Raw genomic sequence first — 18655 nt, 5'->3', positions numbered from 1 at the left:
CAAGGCAAGCGTGCGGATGTAACCGCACGATCTTTCTCGTTGCTGGACAAAGTGGGCCTGCCGCGCCGGAAGCCATCCGTCTGCAAGGTGGTGCTGAACGCGTGCGCCGGTTCATTGGTGTCGAACGCGGGCAGCAAGCCGTGCCGGCTTCGCCGGCCTTGAAATCTACCGCGGCAGATATCCTTTGAGCGTGTCGCGGAATTTCTGGATCAGCGGTTCCTTTGAGCGCCCGCGCCGCAGGATCAGTCCAAATGGCGCCTGATAACCAAATGCTGCCGGTGCAAGCGCGCGCAAACGGCCATTGTCGACCCATGTCTGCGCATAATGCTCCGGCAAGAAGCCAATGAACGCGCCCGACAGAATGAGGATCAACTGTCCTTCCATGCTGTCGACCGTGGCTTCGCTGCGCTTGAAGCCGTGACGCGCAAGCTCGGTCTGGCTCCAGTAAGCGCGGCCGACCATCCGTTGCTGGCTGATGGTCTCGTGCGGTATCTGATGCTCGTTGAAAAGCGGATGCGTGTCGCTGCAATAAAGCCAGTGCTGCTCACGATAAAGCGAGTGATGAACCAGCCCGTTCATGCGCAGATGAAATGCGCCGATAGCAAGATCGAGCCGGTTCCCCAGCACGCTAAGCTGCAATTCGTACGGGCCTTGCACATGCAGATGCAAATGCAGCGCGGGATGTTCGCGCGTGAATGCGCCGATGACTTCGGACAAGGGCAGGGCCTTGTCGCTCACCGTTGAATCCAGCACGCCCAGCTTGATGCTGCCGCGCAACTCGCCGCGCAAGCCGGCGGCGTAACGCTCGAAGCCATCGACTTCGCCGATCAGGCGCAACGCTTCCTGATGAAACTCTTCGCCTTTGGGCGTAAGGCTGAAGCCGCCGCGCCCGCGATGACACAACACCACGCCCACCAGCGATTCAAGCTGGCTCATGTAGGTGCTGATGGCCGATGTAGATAGATTCAGTTCCTGTTGCGCTGCGGCGAAACCCTGATGCCGCACCACGCAGATAAAGATGCGCAGCAGGCGTGCTTCAGGCAAGACTGTAGCCACGACCAAGCTCCATGAAAACCGCGACAGATAAAGGCGCCGCGCCGATACTTTAGAAATACCTGAACTAAATATTTCGCACCAGCACTTTTTCGTCATGCCGCGCGCATTCAGAATCGGATGCATGCTTGTTCGATGAATGAATGCGAGGGACTTACCATGGAAAAGATCTTTCACCAGCCGCTGGGCGGCAACGAGATGCCGCGCTTCGGGGGTATTGCGACAATGCTGCGCCTGCCGCATCTGCAGTCCGCCGAGGGACTCGATGCCGCGTTCATAGGCGTGCCGCTGGATATCGGTACGTCGTTACGCCCCGGCACGCGTTTCGGGCCGCGCGGCATTCGTGCGGAGTCGGTCATGATCCGCCCTTACAACATGGCGACCGGCGCGGCGCCGTTCGACTCGCTGTCGGTGGCGGATATTGGCGACGTACCCATCAATACCTTCAATCTGCTCGACGCGGTGCGCATCATCGAAGAGCATTACGACGGCATTCTCAAGCACGATGTCAGACCGCTCTCGCTGGGCGGCGACCATACCATCACACTTCCCATCCTGCGTGCAATGCATCGGAAACACGGCAAGATCGGGCTCGTGCATGTGGATGCGCACGCCGACGTGAACGACCATATGTTTGGCGAGAAGATCGCGCACGGCACGACGTTTCGTCGTGCCGTGGAAGAGGGTCTGCTCGATTGCGAGCGCGTGGTGCAAATCGGTTTGCGGGCGCAGGGTTATACCGCCGACGACTTCAACTGGAGCCGGCGGCAAGGTTTTCGCGTCGTGCAGGCGGAGGAGTGCTGGCACAAATCGCTCGACCCGTTGATGACCGAAGTGCGGCGCAAGGTGGAGGGCGGCCCGGTCTATTTGAGTTTTGACATCGATGGTATCGACCCTGCCTGGGCGCCGGGTACGGGCACGCCGGAAATCGGCGGCCTGACGACGATTCAAGGCATGGAAATCATTCGGGGCTGCCACGGGCTGGACCTGATCGGATGCGATCTGGTGGAGGTGTCGCCACCCTACGACACAACTGGCAATACGTCGCTGCTCGGCGCCAATCTCCTGTATGAAATGCTTTGCGTGCTGCCGGGTGTGATCAGGCGTTAAGCTGTCGGGCACGCGCCACAAGGACAAGGACCCCACCATGCGAACCGCCCCGAACTCGCCTCCCGCCACGGAACAGAAAGTCCGCGAGGACCTCGCCGCGTTGTACCGGCTGGCTGCGCATTTCCGCATGACCGACATGATCGATACGCACATCACCGCGCGCTTGCCCGGCTCGCCCGATGATAAGCCCGCGTTCCTGATCAATCGGTATGGCGTGCTGTTCCACGAAATGCGGGCATCGGATCTGGTGAAGATCGACTATCAGGGCAAGGTGATCGATGACCGCGCCCGCGACATGCCCGAGCTTTTCAGGGTCAACGCGGCGGGCTTCACCATCCATTCCGCGTTGCATATGGCGCGCCACGACCTGGCGTTTGTGGTGCATACGCATACGGCGGCTGGCACGGCGGTGTCCGCGCAGGAGCACGGGCTCCTCCCCATCAGTCAGCACGCGCTGAAGTTCTACGGCAAGCTGGGCTATCACGACTACGAAGGCATTGCGCTCGACCTGGGCGAGCGTGATCGTCTTGTGGCGGACCTGGGTTCCCACAAAGCGATGATCCTGCGCAATCACGGCTTGCTCGCCGGAGGCGCTACGGCCGCGCACGCGTTCCATGAGATCTATTTCCTCGAGCGCGCGTGTCAGGCCCAAGTCCAGGCCATGGCCGGCGGCACGCAACTGCGTTTTCCTCCCGAACATGTCCGCGAACTGACCGCGCAGCAGTTCGAATCGGAGGGTGCCGACGGCATCACGGAACTTGCGTGGCAAGCGGCATTGCGTCTCATCGCCGATACGCAGCCCGACTACCGCTCGTGATCGTCCGAAAATCCGCATATGACCAAGCTCGTTCTTCCCGCCGACGACCCGCTCTGGCAGCACCCGAAAGTCATCGTCACGCCACACATGGCGGCGATCTCCACGCTGGATACCATCGGCTCGCAGATTGCGCAAAACGTGCGCCGGATGGTGCGCGGCGAACCGTTGCTCAACCAGGTCGATATCGCGCGCCACTAAGCTGCGCGGCCGCGTGTCGAGCCAGCTTGCCGCCGGCTCAGCGAACCAGCTTGCCTTTTTCATCGATGATCCGTTCGCCGTCTTCCTTGGCGAACGGACCTTTCTGCGCGGCCGAAAGAATCTCCAGGAGTTTCTCCGATGGCCGGCACAGACGCGTGCCCTCAGGCGTCACCACGAACGGACGATTGATCAGGATGGGATGCGCCACCATGGCGTCGAGCAATTGCTCGTCGGTCAGCGTTGCATCGGCGAGTTCGAGCTGCACGAATACAGCTTCTTTTTCGCGAAGCGCATCGCGCACGCCAAGCCCCGCGTCCTGAATGAGCCTGGTCAGCGCGGCGCGATCGGGCGGCGTCTTCAGATACTCGATGACCTTCGGTTCGATCCCTGCGTTGCGGATCAGCGCAAGCGTGTTGCGCGACGTGCCGCATAGCGGGTTGTGATAGATCGTGATGTCCATGTCGTCGTCTCCCTTACCTCTGAAAGTGCAGCCGGCCGGTTTTCATTCCCGGAATAATCGAAATGAAAGGATCCTTGTCGATGCAGCATAAGCAGATGCTATGACAGTTTACTCAAGTGACAGGTGGGATTGCCGTTAAAGGGTACGAGTCGGGGAACATTGCGGCTCCGGTTGCGCTCGTGGCACGGGTGTGCGCCGCCGCTTGCTAACAGTATCGAGACAACTGAGACATGAACATACTTTCGACGATCAAGGGCCGCCTCGGCATTGCCATGGCGTTTTTGGGGCTGTTGCTGGTGGTTATCGGCGGCTTGGGGCTGTGGGGCATGAGCCTGGGTAATCAAACCACGCGCAGCCTCTTCACCAATGAAATGCCCAGCGCGGTCTCCGCCGGCAACGCGGAGATGTTCACCGCGCGTGAGCGGCTCAGCTTCGACCGAGCAGCCTTGCTGGTCGGCAAGCCCGCGGCAGAGACGGCAATCGGGCGCGGCACATTGATGCGCGAACGCGCAGACAAGGAATGGGCCCGCTACGCCGCGTTGCCGCAAGGACCCGGCGAAAAGGAAATGGCCGATGCGTTCCAGGCCAAGCGTCTCGAACTGCAGAAAATGCTCGACGATGGCTACGCGAATGTCCGCGCAAACGACGCCGAGAAGATCGTTGCATCGGCGGAAGCCATGCAGGTCAAGTTCAACGAACTGGCCGCCATCGGCGAATCGCTGCGCAAGTACCAGTTCGATTCGGCGAAGAGCGACTTCGAACTCTCGCAGCAAAAGTTCAGCGAGTTCCGCACCATCAGCGTGGTGGCGATCATCATCGGATTACTGGCTGCGGCGTTTTCGTGGGTCTCGCTGCGCCGCGCGATCGGGCGTCCGCTCGACGAAGCGCTCGCACAATTCGATGCCATTGCTTCCGGCGACCTGCGCCGCGAACTGGTCGTGACATCGCGCGACGAGATGGGCCAGTTGCTCAACGGTCTCGCAAAGATGCAGGCAAGTCTGGTCGACACCGTGCGCTCGGTGCGTTCGGGCAGCGAGTCGATTGCATCGGCGACCAAGCAGATTGCAGCGGGCAACATCGATTTGTCGTCGCGCACGGAAGAGCAGGCGTCGGCGTTGCAGCAGACGGCGTCGAGCATGGACGAGCTGACCGGCACGGTGAAGCAGAACGCCGAGAACGCGCGTCAGGCGAGTTCGCTGGCCGCGAACGCGTCGGAGATTGCGAACAAGGGCAGCACGGTGGTCTCGCAAGTCGTCGATACCATGGGCGACATCAACCAGAGCTCGACGAAGATTGCGGACATCATCACGATCATTGAAGGCATCGCGTTCCAGACCAACATCCTGGCGTTGAACGCGGCGGTCGAAGCGGCGCGTGCGGGCGAACAGGGCCGTGGATTCGCGGTCGTGGCGGCGGAAGTGCGCAGTCTTGCGCAACGTTCGTCGGCGGCGGCCAAGGAGATCAAGGAACTGATCAACACGTCCGTTTCCCGTGTGCAGACAGGCACGACGCTGGTGGGCGACGCCGGCCGCACGATGTCCGAGATCATCGGCGCCGTGCAGCGCGTGACCGACATCATGGGCGAGATTGCAGCTGCTTCGCACGAGCAGAGCAGCGGTATCGAGCAGGTGGCGCTCGCCGTCACACAGATGGACGAAGTGACGCAACAAAACGCGGCGCTGGTGGAAGAGGCGGCGGCCGCGGCGCAATCGCTGGAAGATCAAGCGGGCGCGTTGAAGGCGGCGGTATCGGTGTTCCAACTGAACGATGGCGGCGTGGAAAGCGTCAAGGTCGTCGTGAAGCCGGCGCAGAAACCGACACCCCGTGCCGTTGCAACCCAGCGGCTGGCCCGGCTGAAAGCGCCGCTCGCGGGCGTGGAAAAAGCGAAGCCGGTTGCATTGGCGGGCGCGGCCGACTGGGAAGCGTTCTAAGCGGCAGTCGCCTTCTCAGCCAAGCAGCGAAACGCCAGGCTGATGCGCGGACCGGCCACTTCGCTCGTCTTCGGGATGCCGTGGTTGTGCGTGAATTGCGATGCGTAACTCATCACGAGCACGCTCCCCGCGTGCAGATCGACGTTGAGCGTGTGCCCCCTGCCTGATTTGGCGCGGATGCTCATGCGGCGCGTGGCGCCCAGCGAAAGAATGGCAATGGGCGCTTTCGCCACGAGTCCCTTGGTGTGGTCGTTGTGCGGCGCGACGCTGTCGTTGCCGTCACGATACAGATTCAGCCCGACACTGTTGAACGCCGCGCCGACGGTCGACCGGACCTGTTCCGCCGCCTGCAGCAGCGGCGCGGGCAGGTCGGCGGCATCGAGCGAAGAATGCGCCATGAGGCGTGGCACATCGACCTCGCGCTCGTACATCATGCGGCGCTGGTTGCTCCAGATCACGCCATCGAGCGCTTGCTCGAACCACGCTTGCGCCGTGGCGGGCGACACCACACCGGGCAGATAGCGAATCCCGCTTTCGGCGTCATCGATGAGATCGAGCGGCACGGGATCGAACAAATCGTTCTGATACACGATATTTCCTCAATCCGCCGAAAACGGCAGTTCGCCCTGGACGGCGATCGGCTCGGCGACATACGACCCCGCCGGCACCAGCGCCGTCACACGCACCCCCAGCAAACGCAAACGCCGGTCAAGCGGCACGCGCCGCAGGCATTCGGTGGCGGCGCGGCGGATATCGGTGGCGTCGGCCGTGGGCGCGGGCACCGTCAGGTCGCGCGTGACCGTGCTGAAGTCGTTGTAACGCAGCTTGATGCCGACCGTGCGGCCTTCGTAGCCTTTGCGCCGCAAGTCGTCGGCCACCCGCGTGCATAACTCCGTGAACGCCGCCGACAACGTGCTGCGATCCTGGCGCGGGTGAAGGTCGCGCTCGAACGTGGTTTCGCGGCTCATCGACTTGGGTTCCGAACTCACGACCACCGGCCGTTCGTCCTCACCTTGCGCGACTTCCACGAGCCACGCCGAATAGCTTCGCCCGAAGGTAGCCTGGAGCAGTTCCGGGTCCGCACGGGCCAGATCGCCGACCGTTTCTATGCCGATGCCGGCCAGCTTTTCGGTCGCCTTCGGCCCGATGCCGTTGACCTTGCGTACTGCCAGCGGCCAGATCCTCAGCGGGATATCGGCGGCGGTGAGGATGGTGAGGCCATCGGGCTTGTCCAGTTCCGAGCCGATCTTGGCCAGCAGCTTGTTCGGCGCGACGCTGATCGAGCACGACAGGGCGGTTGCGTCCCGCACGGCCTGCTTGATGCGCGCGGCGGTGTCGGCAGGGTCGCCCGGCAAATCCGTCAGATCGATATAGATTTCGTCGATACCGCGATTCTCGATTTGCGTGGTGAACGTGGCGACGGCTGCCTTGAAAAGCCGCGAATAATGCCGGTACGAATCGAAATCCGTGGGCAGCAAGAAGGCGTCCGGCGCGAGTTGCGCCGCTTTCATCATGCCCATGGCCGAAAACACACCGAGCGCCCGGGCCTCGTAAGTGGAAGTCGTTACCACGCCCCGGCCGGCGTAATCGCGCAGCTGGACGAAACGGCGGCTGCCGTCGGGCAGGGTTTGCGGCGTGGCGTTCCGGCCGCCGCCGATGACAACGGGCTGGCCGCGCAGTTCGGGATAGCGCAACAGTTCGACGGACGCGTAGAACGCGTCCATGTCGAGATGCGCGATACGGCGCGTGGTCACGACGGCGCTCCAGGATCGGACATGACATCATTTAGCTGTATGGATATACAGTATCTTACATCGAAATTGCCTGGCATGGCCGGCATCCACGCAAGGCCGGCACGTATTCAAAGGGTAAAAGCGCGTGTATAGGTCTATGATTACTCGTCTAATTTATGTCTATAGCCGGGTCCGGACCCGCCCTGGCTGCTACATGGGTTCACTCGAAGATTCAAGTAAATGACCACACAAGAAACCACCGCAGGCTTCTCCGACGAACGGCGCTTCGAGCTGCTGGTGAGCAACGTCAGTGACTACGCAATCTACATGCTCGACCTGAGCGGTCGCATCAATAGCTGGAACGCGGGCGCTCAACGGTTCAAGGGCTACACGGCCAGCGAGATCATCGGCAAGCATTTCTCTCTTTTCTATACCCCGGAAGACCAGCAAAACAACAGGCCTGCTCGCGCCCTGCGCACGGCGCGCGAAGAAGGCCGTTTCGAAGACGAGGGCTGGCGGGTGCGCAAGGACGGCACCCGTTTCTGGGCGAACGTCGTGATCGATCCGATCCGCGACCCCGAGGGCAATCTGGTCGGCTTCGCCAAGGTCACGCGCGATATCACCGAACGCAGGCGGCCGAGGAAGCCTTGCGCGGAAGCGAAGAACGGTTTCGCCTGCTCGTGCAGGGCGTGACGGATTACGCCATTTACATGCTGGCGCCGGACGGTGTGGTCACGAACTGGAATTCGGGGGCCGAGCGCATCAAGGGGTACACGCACGACGAGATCGTAGGCCAGCACTTCTCCTGCTTCTATACACCCGAGGATCGCCAGGCCGGCTCTCCTGCAAAAACGCTCGCAGCGGCTGCATCGGTGGGGAGGTTCGAGCAGGAAGGCTGGCGAGTCAGAAAAGATGGGACGCGGTTCTGGGCGCACGTTGTAGTCGATGCAGTCCATGACGATCATCAGAAACTGATCGGCTTCGCCAAGATCACGCGCGACGTCACCGAGCGCAAGTTGGCCGCAGAGGCGCTCGAGCGCGCCAACGCCGCACTGTTCCAGTCGCAAAAGATGGAGGCAGTCGGGCAGCTGACCGGCGGTATCGCGCATGATTTCAACAATCTGCTGACCGTCCTGTCGAGCAGCATGGACCTGTTGACCATGCGTCTGAGCAACCCATCGGACATCCGTATTCTCGATACGATGCGCCGAGCCGTCGAACGTGGCGCGACCCTCACGCAGCAGCTCTTGTCGTTTGCGCGCAAGCAGCCGCTGCAAGTCCAGAACTGCGACCTCAACGTGGTGATTGCCGGTTTCGAAGCGGTGCTCAAGCGCGCGGGCAACTCGAGTATCGAGATTGACTTTGCCTATGTGCCGGAACTGCGGATGGTCGCAATCGATGTTGCGCGGTTCGAGGCAGCGTTGCTCAACCTGGTGGTCAACGCGCGCGACGCGATGCCCGAGGGCGGCAAGATCATCGTGGCGGTGAACAACGCGGATCTCAAGGACGGCGATGTCGGCACACTCAAAGCTGGCGCTTTCATAGCGGTGACCGTAAGCGATACCGGGACGGGCATGCCGGACAAGGTCATTGCGCGCGCGTTCGAGCCGTTCTTTACGACCAAGGAAGTCGGCAAGGGCTCCGGGCTCGGCTTGAGCCAAGTGTATGGTTTCATTGCGCAGTCGGGCGGCGAGGTGCAGATCGACAGCAAAGAGGGGCATGGCAGCACGATCCGGCTGTATTTGCCAGCTATCGAGGACAGCGCGGTGGAGTCGAAAAGCGCGCTCGCGGCATCGCAAGAGATGATCCTCATGGTCGATGACGAACCGGACGTGCTCGACATAGGCGCGGAGTTGTGCAGGTCGATCGGCTATCAGGTCCTGACGGCGAACAACGCGAAGGAAGCGCTGGAGATGCTGAACCGGAGCGCCAATATCTCGATCTTGTTCACCGACGTCGTGATGCCTCAAGGCATGCATGGACTGGAGCTCGCGCGGACGGCGCGGGCGCTGTTGCCGCAATTGAAGGTCGTCCTTGCGTCGGGTTATCCGCTGCCCATGTTGAAGGAACAGCATGGCCCGACCGATGCATTCACCTTCATCACCAAGCCGTATCGGCTGGCCGATCTTGCTCAGGTGCTGCGCACGGCGACATAGACGAAGCGAGGAAACATGAGCAATGCATGGTTGTTCCAGATCCGGATCACTGCTTCGCCCGAACTCGCCGCGACCTTGCGCGGCGATCCGCAGCAGGTGCCGGAGCCGTTGAGTGATCTGCTGCGCCGGCATGACGCGTCGCTCGTGTGCCAGTTCGATGCATTCGCGGGTTATGTCGATGAAGCGGAAAAACTCGGAGTGGACAAATATCCGCTGTACCAATGGACCCGGGATACGATCGAGAACCCGGAGAAAAAGGCCAAATACCTGCGGTCGTTCACCGTCTACGTGAACGATGCGGATGTCTACGCCGCGGACATTGCCGACGCGCTGCAAGCGGGATTGTCCGCGCTCGCAGATCCGTCCGGCATAGAACGCGTCTCCAGGTTCGACACCAATCCGGCGAACAATCCTCGGCCGCCGGCTAAGGTCTAGCGGCATTCGCAACGGCGCCCGGCGTCCACCGGTAAACAATGATGCTCGACTCGTTGTAGTTGTCCTTCGTGACGACGTACTCGCCCGTCGAGCGCAGATAAGCCCTCAGGCCGTACATGGAATCGACGTCGTTGCCTACATCGACCGAGCCGGGATTGCTGTTCGCGAACGTCATGTCGAGACTGCCAGTCGCAAGATTGAACGCGTCGATGTTCGGCGCCGCATGCACATACCCGACAAACAAATAGTTGCCCGCCGCCGTGATCGATTTGGGATTCGCGCTCGTGAGCGTGATGACCGGGCTCGGCGACTTCTGGTTGCCCGCGCGCCAGCCGTGATAGACCTCGATGCGGGTGCCTATCGATGTCCAGTCCGCGCTGCCAATGATGCCTTGTCCGAGGATCATGGTGTCGCTGTCGGCAAGATAGATGATGCGTGTCAGCGGCAGGACGGATCTGGGCGTGGCATAGGCAAAGCCGGGTCCCCATGACGGTTTGCCGTCGGCATCGAAGCCCGTCAGCGGATAGAAGTAAATGCGGTTCGTCCTGTCCGGACCGGCCCAGACGTTCGCGTTGCTATCGAGCGAAAACCCGCCTGTGATCAACGTGCTCGAATTGAAGAGCGCGCCCGGCAGTGATCCATCCGGAATCGCAATGTATCCGTTCGCCGCGTTGAAGTGATAGACATTGAACACGCCCGGATTCTGGCCGGCCGCGACCATGACCCTGTTTGCGCCAACAGTTGCGAGTTGCGCGAAGTGCTGGCCGCGTTGGGTATCGTTGATATCGATTCGCGGGTCAGCCGGATAGTCGAACGGGTTCACCGTGTTCGCCACGAACGTGCCGCCGGCCGTGCCCGTATAGACGTTGAAACCGCCATAGAAAAACGCGCCGTCCGTGCCGGGGTCCGGTGCGCCGTTGCCCTCGAAGATGAGCGCCTGCAGTCTCCATCGAAGGATGTTCGACGTGTCGTACACATAGATGTCCGTGTTGCCGTTGCGGGCGAGGTCCCACGTGCCGCCCCACGGGTTGCTGAGCACATAGAGGTTGCCGGCCGCATCCTTGCCGATACCCACCACGCGCGTAAAGCGCCTGTCGCCGACCTGGCCCTTGATGCCGGATGTGGTGTCGAGATAACCGCCCTGAATCCCGAACGTGCCCACTTGAACCGGACTGCCCGATGTCTGGTAGATCTTGATGTTCATGTCGGGTCCCTGGTCGCCGACCAGGAGCTGCCCGTTGGTGGCATCGAAATAAAGCGCGGACGGACGCGACGCGGCGGCCATCTGGATGGTGGTCATGGTTGCACCGCCCGGACTGAATTCCACGATGGCGCCCGCTCCCTGCTGCGCGACCCAGAGGTTGCCGGAGGCGTCCAGCGCGAGCGCGCCGGGACCCGTCACGTTGATGTCGCTTTGCCAGACGCCGTCCGTGGTGTAGACGCGCACGCGATTGCCCGGGAAGTCGCTTGCGTAGAGCAGGGAGCCGGAGGTGGCAAGCCCCGTGATGACATCGGCGCGCTTTTCGGTCGTGGTCGCGCTGACGGCAATGGAAAAGTCCTGCGTCTTCGTCACGCGGTTGTACCGGCCCACGTAGCCGCTGCCTTTGTTCCTGTCATATTGCATGGCTGCAAAAATGGATGTCGCGTTGCCCGTGATCGCGCTGCCCTGAAATGCGTTGTGTATGCCGATGGAACCCGCGTTCTGGCGGTTCTGGTAGATCGCGATACCGCCCTCGTTCTCGTCCCAGAGCGACGCCGTGTAGACGATGCCTTCCGGCGCGATCCACATCGATCGGGCGCCGTTGCCTACGTAGGTGGAATTCGTACCAAACGTGTTCGCGATCCAGTCCGTGGAGTATTGCGCGTGACTGGGGCGTGCGATCGTGGCGAGCAGCACGAGCGCGCCTAAAAGAACGCGAAGGCGTGTCATAACCATGAGCGATGTTCTCCTGGACGTTTTTGGTGGGCTTGAGCGGGGTGGGCGCGTAGAGCGCGCGATTGCCCTGGGCGGCGTCTGCGAGGGGTGTATGTGATCGAGACGAGCCGATGCCTCAACCACGCTACGGCTGATCGTAAAGGGAAAATATTGGATAGCGCCGCCGATAAAAATCAAAAATAAATGGCGCGTCTTTATTTGACGTTATCGGCGTACTTGAATGCCGGAAATCTTTCGGTGATAACCGGTGGATCAGGTAATTACGTCATGCTTGGTCAACCTAATGGTGAAAGCCTGACCGGTTGTTTCAGGAATCAAACACCGTTGAAGGCACGAACACGAACCCTTCCATCAACCTGCGCGCACTTCGGCTCATGATGGCTTTCGTCACGATCCAGTCATTGTCTATCCGCCTGGTTTCGGCGCCGACCGCAAGGCTCCCCGATGGATGGCCGAAGCGGATCGACCCATGCGATTCAGGTACGAGCCGGTTGACCAGCGTCCCGGGAATGGCTGCCGCGACCGCAATGGCGACGGCCCCGGTACCGGTCATCGCATGGTGGAGTTTGCCCATCGAAAAAATGCGGGCGTTGATGTCGAGCGTCGCGGGGTCGATGTGCTTGCCGCTCGATGCCACGTAAGCGCTCGGCTTCGCGACGAACGCGAGCTTGGGCGTATGCGGCCTTGATTGCGTGGCTTCGCTGGCGGTCTTGGCGAGCCCCATGCGGACCGCCGCGTGCGCGCGAATCGCCTCGGCCTTGAGCAGCAACTCCGCGTTGCCATTCACGTCGCGCTGAAGTTCGTTGCCGTTCAGGCCCAAGGCTGTCGCATCGATGAAGATGGCCGGATTGCCGGCGTTGATCATCGTCATTTCGACTGCGCCGACGCCCGGTAAGTCGAGCACATCCGATGCGTTTCCGGTCGGGAACATGCCGCCGTCGGAGCCTTCGCCATCGCCGGCGGGGTCGAGGAATTCGATGCGGATTTCCGCTGCTGGAAACGTCACGCCATCGAGTTCGAAATCGCCTTCTTCCACGACTTCGCCGTCACGCATGGGCACGTGGGCAATGATCTTCGCGTTGATGTGGGCCTGCCAGATCCGGACCGTGGCGACCCCGTCGCGCGGGGCATCGACGAGACCCTGGGCGATCGCGAACGGACCCACTGCCGAGGTCAGGTTGCCACAATTGCCGGACCAGTCGACGACGGGTTTGTCGATGGCGACCTGCCCGAACCGGTAATCCACGTCACAATCTTCACGCGACGACGGCCCGACGATCACGACCTTGCTCGTGCTCGAGGTGGCGCCGCCCATGCCGTCGATGTGCTGGCCGTAGGGGTCCGGGCTGCCGATCACGCGCATGAGGATGCGGTCGCGCAGAGCGGGGTCTTCGGGCAGCCAGTCGTGACGGAAGAAAACGCCCTTGCTCGTGCCGCCACGCATGTAGACGGCAGGGATTTTTGTCTGGGCCAAGGTTTGTCTCCGGTGGGGGCGTGAGGGCCTATTTTGCGGCTTTAAACGTCTCTACGCTTTTCACGCCTCCACCTCCTCCATCCGCGGCACGATCGAACTCAGCCATTCCGATAACGCCACGAACGGTTCGTCGTTGGCAATTTCATCCGGGGCAACGAGGTAATAGCCCGATGCGCCGGTCATGGGTTTATCGAGGGGAACGACCAGCCTTCCCGACGACAATTCATCCGCCAGCAGGATCTCCGGCAGCAGCGCCACGCCCAGACCCGCCTGCGCGGCGCTCGTGAGCATCGTGAACAATTCATACCGGGCGCCACGGACCGCGCGCACGTCGTGTTCCAGTCCATTGAGCCGGAACCACGTACGCCAGGCGTCCGGTCTCGTCGATAAATGCAACAGCGGCAAATCAGTCAATTGATCCAGTGAAACCGGCGCGGCGCCCGCCAGTAACGACGGACTGCACACCGGCACGACCTTCCCCTCGCGGAACAGCAGCTTGCCTTGCGTCCCGGGCCAAACGGAATCGCCGAAGTACAGCGCGGCATCGAAAGGAGAGTCGCTGAACAGAAAAGGCTCCGTACGGATCGACAGGTTCACCGTGATATCCGGGCGCAACGCACGAAACTGCGGCAGTCGCGGAATCAGCCATTGACTCGCGAGCGTCGGAACGACCGCGATCTCCAGAATCCGCCCGACGCCACGCTGCGCCATCAATTCGAGCGTGTCACGTTCGATCCGGTCGAGATTCTTGCGCACGAGCGCGGCGTACTGCCTTCCGTGCGTGGTCAGCACAATGCGCTTCTTGATTCGCAGGAACAACGCGACGCCCAATCTGCTTTCCAGCGATGCCACTTGCCTGCACACCGCGCTTTGCGTGAGCGAGAGTTCGTTGGCGGCGCGTGTAAAGCTCTCATGGCGCGCGGCCGCTTCGAAAATCTGCAGCGCGACCAGATTGGGGATGCCTTTTCTCATGTGTTTACAAGCCTCGATAACGCAAAAAAACCGCACTTGGTGCATTTCAAGAACCAACTGATGAGTTTATATCAATTGCGTGGCTTTTTGACGCGTCCCAGAATCAGTTTCCATTGAATTGCGTACAGGGCTGATCGAGCCTTCCGCCCCTGCCGTACAGCATCAGCCGGAAACTCAAAGAATGAATCCCAACCTTGCCGCCCTGCTTTTTACCGTCGTTCCTGAAATGGAGGTCGCCGGATTAGTGCAATTGATGAACTTGCCCGCGGTAATGGACACGTTCACGCCAGGCACGGTCACCCGGGCCGAACTCGCTCAGGCGATGAACATGGCGCTGTTCGCCGACCTGCTCGAACGCGTGCCGAGCGGCCGTGCGTACACAGACGATCTGCAACACACGCAAACCCGCGTCCAGTTCGATCACGGCGCGCTGCGCACCGTGCGATGGAGCGAATCCGGCGCGTTGCCGCCGGGTGAGGCCGCGTTCACGCGCATTCTCCGGCCGCTGGGTTTTGTGCTGAACGGCACGTATCCGCTCGATCGAATCAAGATGACGGGGCGTTCGTACAAACACCTCGATGCCCCCAATGACATCGCCCAGTATTTCGTCAGCGAATTGCATCCCGGTCGTTTCAGCCCGGAATTCCAGCAGGCAGTGACGCGCGTGATCGGCGAAAGCGTGGATCCGCTGACACCGCAAGCGGTGGCGTCGCTCGCCGAGCTGGAGCGCGACGGCTCGCTGCCGCTCGCCATCGCGCTGGACCTGCTGCCGGTGATCGTGCGCTGTTTCGAGCGCCAGCATCCGGTGCCGCATCTGGCCGACTATGAAACGCTGCGCGCCGAATCGGCGGAAATGGCGTGGATCTCGACCGAAGGCAACGCGTTCAATCACGCAACGGATCGCGTGGACGATGTCTTCGCCGTCGCCGAGGCCCAGCGCGCGCTTGGCCGCCCGATCAAGGATTCGGTCGAGGTGTCGAAGTCGGGTCGTGTGCGCCAGACGGCGTTCCGTGCGGACCCGGTGCGCCGTGTGTTTATCGATAAAACCGGCGCGCAGATCGAGCGCGACGTGCCCGGCTCGTTCTATGAATTCATCAGCCGCGATACGGTTCTCGACAATGCCACCGGCCGCAGCGTGCTCGATCTCGGTTTCGATGCCGGCAACGCCACGGGCATCTTCAAGATGACGGCGGCCGCGTGACCACGAACGCGACTGCTGCATCGGATCTATACGACTTCACGGAGCCGTTCAAGGCGCCGCAAGGCTCCGCGATCCGCGAGCTCTTCAAGTACCTCAGCCGGCCGGGGATGATCTCGTTCGCGGGCGGCTATCCATCGAAGGATTTGTTCGACCGGGCTGGAATCGGGCGCGCGATGGAAGAGGCTTATCGCGCCGACCCGATTGCGTGCCTTCAGTATGGCGACACCGCCGGCGCGCCCGCACTGCGCCGCGCGATTGTGCGTTTGATGAACGATCGCAGCGTGGCGCGTGAAATCGATGACCTCATTGTGACCACCGGCTCGCAGCAAGGTCTCGACCTGTTGATCAAGATTTTGGTCGCGCCGGGCGACGCCGTGCTGATCGAAGAGCCTGCTTATCCGGCCGCGATCCAGGCGCTGCGTCTTGCGGGTGCGAAGCTGATTCCGGTGCGCACGGACGCGCAGGGCATCGACGTCGACGCCCTCACCGAACAACTCGAAGCGCTCGATCCGGCCGTGCGTCCGAAGTTGCTCTACACGGTGCCGACCTTCGCGAATCCAACCGGCACGACGTTGCCCGTGGAACGCCGCGAAGCGCTCGCACGCCTCGCAATGCGTTTTCGCTTCGTGCTGATCGAAGATGATCCATACGGCGAGCTGCGTTTCACGGGCGATCCGGTCAAACCGATCATTGCGCTTGCCGATGCCATTCCCGGCGCGCGCGACTGGGTCGTGTATTTCGGCAGTCTCTCGAAGATCGTTGCACCGGGCTTGCGTATCGGCTGGTCGATTGCGTCGCCCGCCATCACACGCCGCATGCTGGTCGCGAAGCAAACGAGCGATCTGTGCACGTCGCCGCTTGCGCAGGAAACGGCGCGGTTTTATCTGGAAAGCGGACGGCTGGCGGAGCACGTGCCGGTTATCGTGAAGGCGTACAAAAAGCGTTACGAGGCGTTGTCGAGCGCGCTGCGGCAGTTCGTTCCTGACGACATCGAGTATGTCGTGCCGCAGGGCGGCATGTTCGTATGGGCGCGCCTGAAGGGCGACCGCCTTGCCGCAGACGTACTCAAGCGCGCAATCGAGCAGAATGTGATTTACGTGCCTGGTCCGGCTTTCTACGTGCACAACGCCGATGAATCAAGCATGCGGCTTTCGTTTGCCGCCGCGCCGGGGGAGGCCGAAGTGTTCGAGGGTGTCCGCCGTCTCAAGCTCGCGCTGGCAAGCCGGTAACACGATGTCTCGCCAGACGCGGAGAAACGCGTTCTAATCGCATGATCCGGCGCGACGGATTGAAGGGGGTTGGTTCGTCCAACGCACCAAGTCGTACCGATTAATCATTTGCAACGGTATTTTTAGGCCCTGAAACTCTGTGCCGTCGTGTACGCATTTCATGCCGGCGCAGTTTCCAGAGCGGTGTTGATGTCGACGGCGGCGAGCCGCGCGCAACGCCCCGGCAGTAACCCGACATAAAGAGAGGAAGTGATGCAACTGAACGATATTCTTGGCGCACTCGGCGTAGACCTCGGCCAGTGGAAGGGCGACGCCCTCGTGGCGCGTTCGCCGCTCGATGGCGCAATGCTCGCCAAGCTCGCCGTCGATACCCCCGCCAGCGCCGCGCGCAAGATCGACGCGGCCCACGCCGCCTTCCTCAAATGGCGCACGGTGCCCGCGCCGCAGCGCGGCGAACTCGTGCGCGTGTTCGGTAACGTGTTGCGCGAGCACAAGGCCGCGCTTGGCAGCCTGGTGACGCTGGAAGCCGGCAAGATCACCTCCGAAGGCCTGGGCGAAGTGCAGGAAATGATCGACATCTGCGACTTCGCAGTCGGTCTCTCGCGCCAGCTTTACGGCCTGACCATCGCGTCCGAGCGTCCCGGGCATCGAATGATGGAAACGTGGCATCCGCTTGGCGTGGTCGGCGTGATCTCGGCATTCAATTTCCCGGTTGCCGTGTGGTCGTGGAACACGGCGCTGGCGATCGTCTGCGGCGATTCGGTCGTGTGGAAGCCTTCGGAGAAAACGCCCTTGACGGCCATCGCGTGTCACGCGCTGTTCGAAAAAGCGCTGCGCGAATTCGATAAGACCCATCCCGGCGTCGCGCCCGAAGGCCTGAGCCAGTTGCTGCTCGGCGAACGCGATATCGGCCAGACGCTGACCGAATCCACCAAGGTGCCGCTCGTCAGCGCCACCGGCAGCGTGCGCATGGGCATGGAAGTCGCGCAAGTGCTGGCGAAGCGCCTTGGCCGCAGCATTCTGGAACTCGGCGGCAATAACGCAGTGATCGTGGCGCCCAGCGCCGACCTGGATCTCGTCGTGCGCGGCGTGACGTTCTCGGCGGTCGGCACAGCAGGTCAGCGTTGCACGACGCTGCGCCGTCTCGTGGTTCACCGCAGCGTGGTCGACAAGCTGTTGCCGCGTCTGGAGAAAGCGTTTGCATCGGTGAAAGTGGGCAGTCCGCTTGAAAGCGATACGCTGGTCGGTCCGCTGGTCGATCGCGCCGCATTCGATGCGATGCAAAAAGCGTTGCGTGATGCACGCGAGCAAGGCGGCGACGTGAAGGGCGGCGAACGCGTGGAAATCGGCGGTCATGCCGATGCGTATTACGTGCGTCCCGCGTTCGTGCGGATGCCGGCGCAAACGGCCGTGGTCGAACGCGAGACCTTCGCGCCGATCCTCTACGTCCTGACCTACGACGATTTCGCCGATGCACTGCAACTGCAGAATGGCGTGCCGCAAGGTTTGTCGTCGGCGATCTTCACCAACGACATCCGTGAAGCGGAGCAATTCATGTCGGCGGCGGGCAGCGATTGCGGCATTGTGAACGTGAACATCGGCACGAGCGGCGCGGAAATTGGCGGCGCGTTCGGCGGTGAAAAGGAAACCGGCGGCGGCCGCGAATCGGGCTCCGACGCCTGGAAGGGCTACATGCGCCGCGCGACCAACACGATCAACTACAGCCGCGAATTGCCGCTTGCACAAGGCGTCAAGTTCGACGTGTAGTCAATAAAAGAAAGACAAGACGCCATACCCCGGCGTCGACCCTGCCGCCCGAAGCGTGCCAACCGCGGCACGTCAACCGGGCGGCGGACCTCCGCGTGTGTTCCATCGCGTTTCACTGTGAAGAGCCGTTTTTAAAGCGGCTTTTCAAGCGGTTCGCATCGCCTGTCTGATTGCTCAACTGTT

Annotated in this window: 15 protein-coding genes and 1 pseudogene; 9 read left to right on the top strand and 7 right to left on the bottom strand. The window is 61.8% G+C overall.

The features are described 5' to 3' along the window. Positions 1–165: 165 nt before the first annotated feature. Positions 166–1056, bottom strand: coding sequence for a LysR family transcriptional regulator (locus tag AX768_RS27695; protein ID WP_062003720.1), 891 nt, complete (start codon positions 1054–1056; stop codon positions 166–168). Between the two features lie 156 nt (positions 1057–1212). Between AX768_RS27695 and speB the strand changes: the two genes are divergently transcribed. Genes speB through AX768_RS27680 form a run of 3 tightly spaced genes read left to right on the top strand, consistent with a single transcriptional unit; the run spans position 1213 to position 3178 of the window. After that, a complete protein-coding gene (gene speB, locus AX768_RS27690; protein WP_062003249.1) occupies positions 1213–2163 on the top strand; it encodes an agmatinase in 951 nt (316 codons plus the stop codon). Between the two features lie 37 nt (positions 2164–2200). Next, positions 2201–2980 (top strand): class II aldolase/adducin family protein, encoded by a 780-nt coding sequence (locus AX768_RS27685; RefSeq protein WP_062003248.1) that lies wholly within the window; start codon positions 2201–2203, stop codon positions 2978–2980. 18 nt (positions 2981–2998) lie between these two features. Beyond that, positions 2999–3178 (top strand): hypothetical protein, encoded by a 180-nt coding sequence (locus AX768_RS27680; RefSeq protein WP_062003247.1) that lies wholly within the window; start codon positions 2999–3001, stop codon positions 3176–3178. Between the two features lie 37 nt (positions 3179–3215). Here the strand turns inward: AX768_RS27680 and arsC are convergent, their stop codons facing one another. Beyond that, positions 3216–3638 carry an arsenate reductase (glutaredoxin) gene (gene arsC, locus AX768_RS27675; protein WP_062003246.1) on the bottom strand — a complete coding sequence of 141 codons (423 nt, stop codon included), beginning with the start codon at positions 3636–3638 and terminating at the stop codon, positions 3216–3218. Positions 3639–3868: 230 nt separating this feature from the next. On the opposite strand from arsC, the gene AX768_RS27670 reads away from it, so the two are divergent. After that, positions 3869–5569, top strand: a complete 1701-nt coding sequence (locus AX768_RS27670; RefSeq protein ID WP_082779111.1) for a methyl-accepting chemotaxis protein — start codon at positions 3869–3871, stop codon at positions 5567–5569. Here the strand turns inward: AX768_RS27670 and AX768_RS27665 are convergent. Together AX768_RS27665 and AX768_RS27660 are read right to left on the bottom strand one after the other, a co-directional pair. After that, positions 5566–6159 carry an alpha-ketoglutarate-dependent dioxygenase AlkB family protein gene (locus AX768_RS27665; RefSeq protein WP_335340485.1) on the bottom strand — a complete coding sequence of 198 codons (594 nt, stop codon included), beginning with the start codon at positions 6157–6159 and terminating at the stop codon, positions 5566–5568. The two genes, AX768_RS27670 and AX768_RS27665, sit on opposite strands and share 4 nt — an antisense overlap. A gap of 9 nt (positions 6160–6168) precedes the next feature. Beyond that, positions 6169–7293 carry a Y-family DNA polymerase gene (locus AX768_RS27660; RefSeq protein WP_062003244.1) on the bottom strand — a complete coding sequence of 375 codons (1125 nt, stop codon included), beginning with the start codon at positions 7291–7293 and terminating at the stop codon, positions 6169–6171. 249 nt (positions 7294–7542) lie between these two features. On the opposite strand from AX768_RS27660, the pseudogene AX768_RS27650 reads away from it, so the two are divergent. Continuing rightward, positions 7543–9458: pseudogene (locus AX768_RS27650) on the top strand (PAS domain S-box protein). 15 nt (positions 9459–9473) lie between these two features. After that, the gene (locus AX768_RS27645) at positions 9474–9893 is read left to right on the top strand and encodes a hypothetical protein (protein WP_062003241.1); all 420 of its coding nucleotides are present in this window, start codon (positions 9474–9476) and stop codon (positions 9891–9893) included. Here the strand turns inward: AX768_RS27645 and AX768_RS27640 are convergent. The 3 genes from AX768_RS27640 to AX768_RS27630 all read right to left on the bottom strand — a co-directional run bounded on the left by AX768_RS27640 (position 9883) and on the right by AX768_RS27630 (position 14275). Beyond that, a complete protein-coding gene (locus AX768_RS27640) occupies positions 9883–11829 on the bottom strand; it encodes an SMP-30/gluconolactonase/LRE family protein (protein WP_062003240.1) in 1947 nt (648 codons plus the stop codon). The two genes, AX768_RS27645 and AX768_RS27640, sit on opposite strands and share 11 nt — an antisense overlap. A gap of 307 nt (positions 11830–12136) precedes the next feature. Then, positions 12137–13273: a 2-methylaconitate cis-trans isomerase PrpF gene (gene prpF / locus AX768_RS27635; protein WP_268271672.1), complete on the bottom strand. Its 1137-nt coding sequence runs from the start codon at positions 13271–13273 to the stop codon at positions 12137–12139. Between the two features lie 90 nt (positions 13274–13363). Beyond that, positions 13364–14275 (bottom strand): LysR substrate-binding domain-containing protein, encoded by a 912-nt coding sequence (locus tag AX768_RS27630; protein WP_062003238.1) that lies wholly within the window; start codon positions 14273–14275, stop codon positions 13364–13366. A gap of 226 nt (positions 14276–14501) precedes the next feature. Between AX768_RS27630 and AX768_RS27625 the strand changes: the two genes are divergently transcribed. The 3 genes from AX768_RS27625 to amaB all read left to right on the top strand — a co-directional run bounded on the left by AX768_RS27625 (position 14502) and on the right by amaB (position 18472). Continuing rightward, on the top strand, positions 14502–15476 hold the full coding sequence (locus tag AX768_RS27625; RefSeq protein ID WP_442857275.1) for a DUF1338 domain-containing protein: 975 nt from the start codon (positions 14502–14504) through the stop codon (positions 15474–15476). Beyond that, a complete protein-coding gene (locus tag AX768_RS27620; protein ID WP_062003236.1) occupies positions 15473–16705 on the top strand; it encodes an aminotransferase-like domain-containing protein in 1233 nt (410 codons plus the stop codon). The genes AX768_RS27625 and AX768_RS27620 overlap by 4 nt, the downstream gene beginning before the upstream one ends. 252 nt (positions 16706–16957) lie before the next feature. Beyond that, complete coding sequence (gene amaB, locus AX768_RS27615) at positions 16958–18472, top strand: L-piperidine-6-carboxylate dehydrogenase (protein WP_062003235.1); 1515 nt, start codon at positions 16958–16960, stop codon at positions 18470–18472. Positions 18473–18655 lie beyond the last annotated feature (183 nt).

The sequence above is a fragment of the Burkholderia sp. PAMC 28687 genome (assembly GCF_001577465.1).
Lineage (GTDB): Bacteria > Pseudomonadota > Gammaproteobacteria > Burkholderiales > Burkholderiaceae > Caballeronia.
Note: the sequence above shows the minus strand (reverse complement) of the source record. Positions and strands in the feature narration are given on the sequence as shown.

Bases quoted from the DNA above. Each gene is read 5' to 3' on its own strand.
- AX768_RS27680 (WP_062003247.1), top strand. From the start codon at position 2,999: ATGACCAAGCTCGTTCTTCCCGCCGACGACCCGCTCTGGCAGCACCCG.
- amaB (WP_062003235.1), top strand. From the start codon at position 16,958: ATGCAACTGAACGATATTCTTGGCGCACTCGGCGTAGACCTCGGCCAG.
- AX768_RS27640 (WP_062003240.1), bottom strand. From the start codon at position 11,829: ATGGTTATGACACGCCTTCGCGTTCTTTTAGGCGCGCTCGTGCTGCTC.
- AX768_RS27660 (WP_062003244.1), bottom strand. From the start codon at position 7,293: ATGGACGCGTTCTACGCGTCCGTCGAACTGTTGCGCTATCCCGAACTG.
- speB (WP_062003249.1), top strand. From the start codon at position 1,213: ATGGAAAAGATCTTTCACCAGCCGCTGGGCGGCAACGAGATGCCGCGC.
- AX768_RS27630 (WP_062003238.1), bottom strand. From the start codon at position 14,275: ATGAGAAAAGGCATCCCCAATCTGGTCGCGCTGCAGATTTTCGAAGCG.
- AX768_RS27645 (WP_062003241.1), top strand. From the start codon at position 9,474: ATGAGCAATGCATGGTTGTTCCAGATCCGGATCACTGCTTCGCCCGAA.
- AX768_RS27670 (WP_082779111.1), top strand. From the start codon at position 3,869: ATGAACATACTTTCGACGATCAAGGGCCGCCTCGGCATTGCCATGGCG.
- prpF (WP_268271672.1), bottom strand. From the start codon at position 13,273: ATGCGTGGCGGCACGAGCAAGGGCGTTTTCTTCCGTCACGACTGGCTG.
- AX768_RS27685 (WP_062003248.1), top strand. From the start codon at position 2,201: ATGCGAACCGCCCCGAACTCGCCTCCCGCCACGGAACAGAAAGTCCGC.
- arsC (WP_062003246.1), bottom strand. From the start codon at position 3,638: ATGGACATCACGATCTATCACAACCCGCTATGCGGCACGTCGCGCAAC.
- AX768_RS27625 (WP_442857275.1), top strand. From the start codon at position 14,502: ATGGAGGTCGCCGGATTAGTGCAATTGATGAACTTGCCCGCGGTAATG.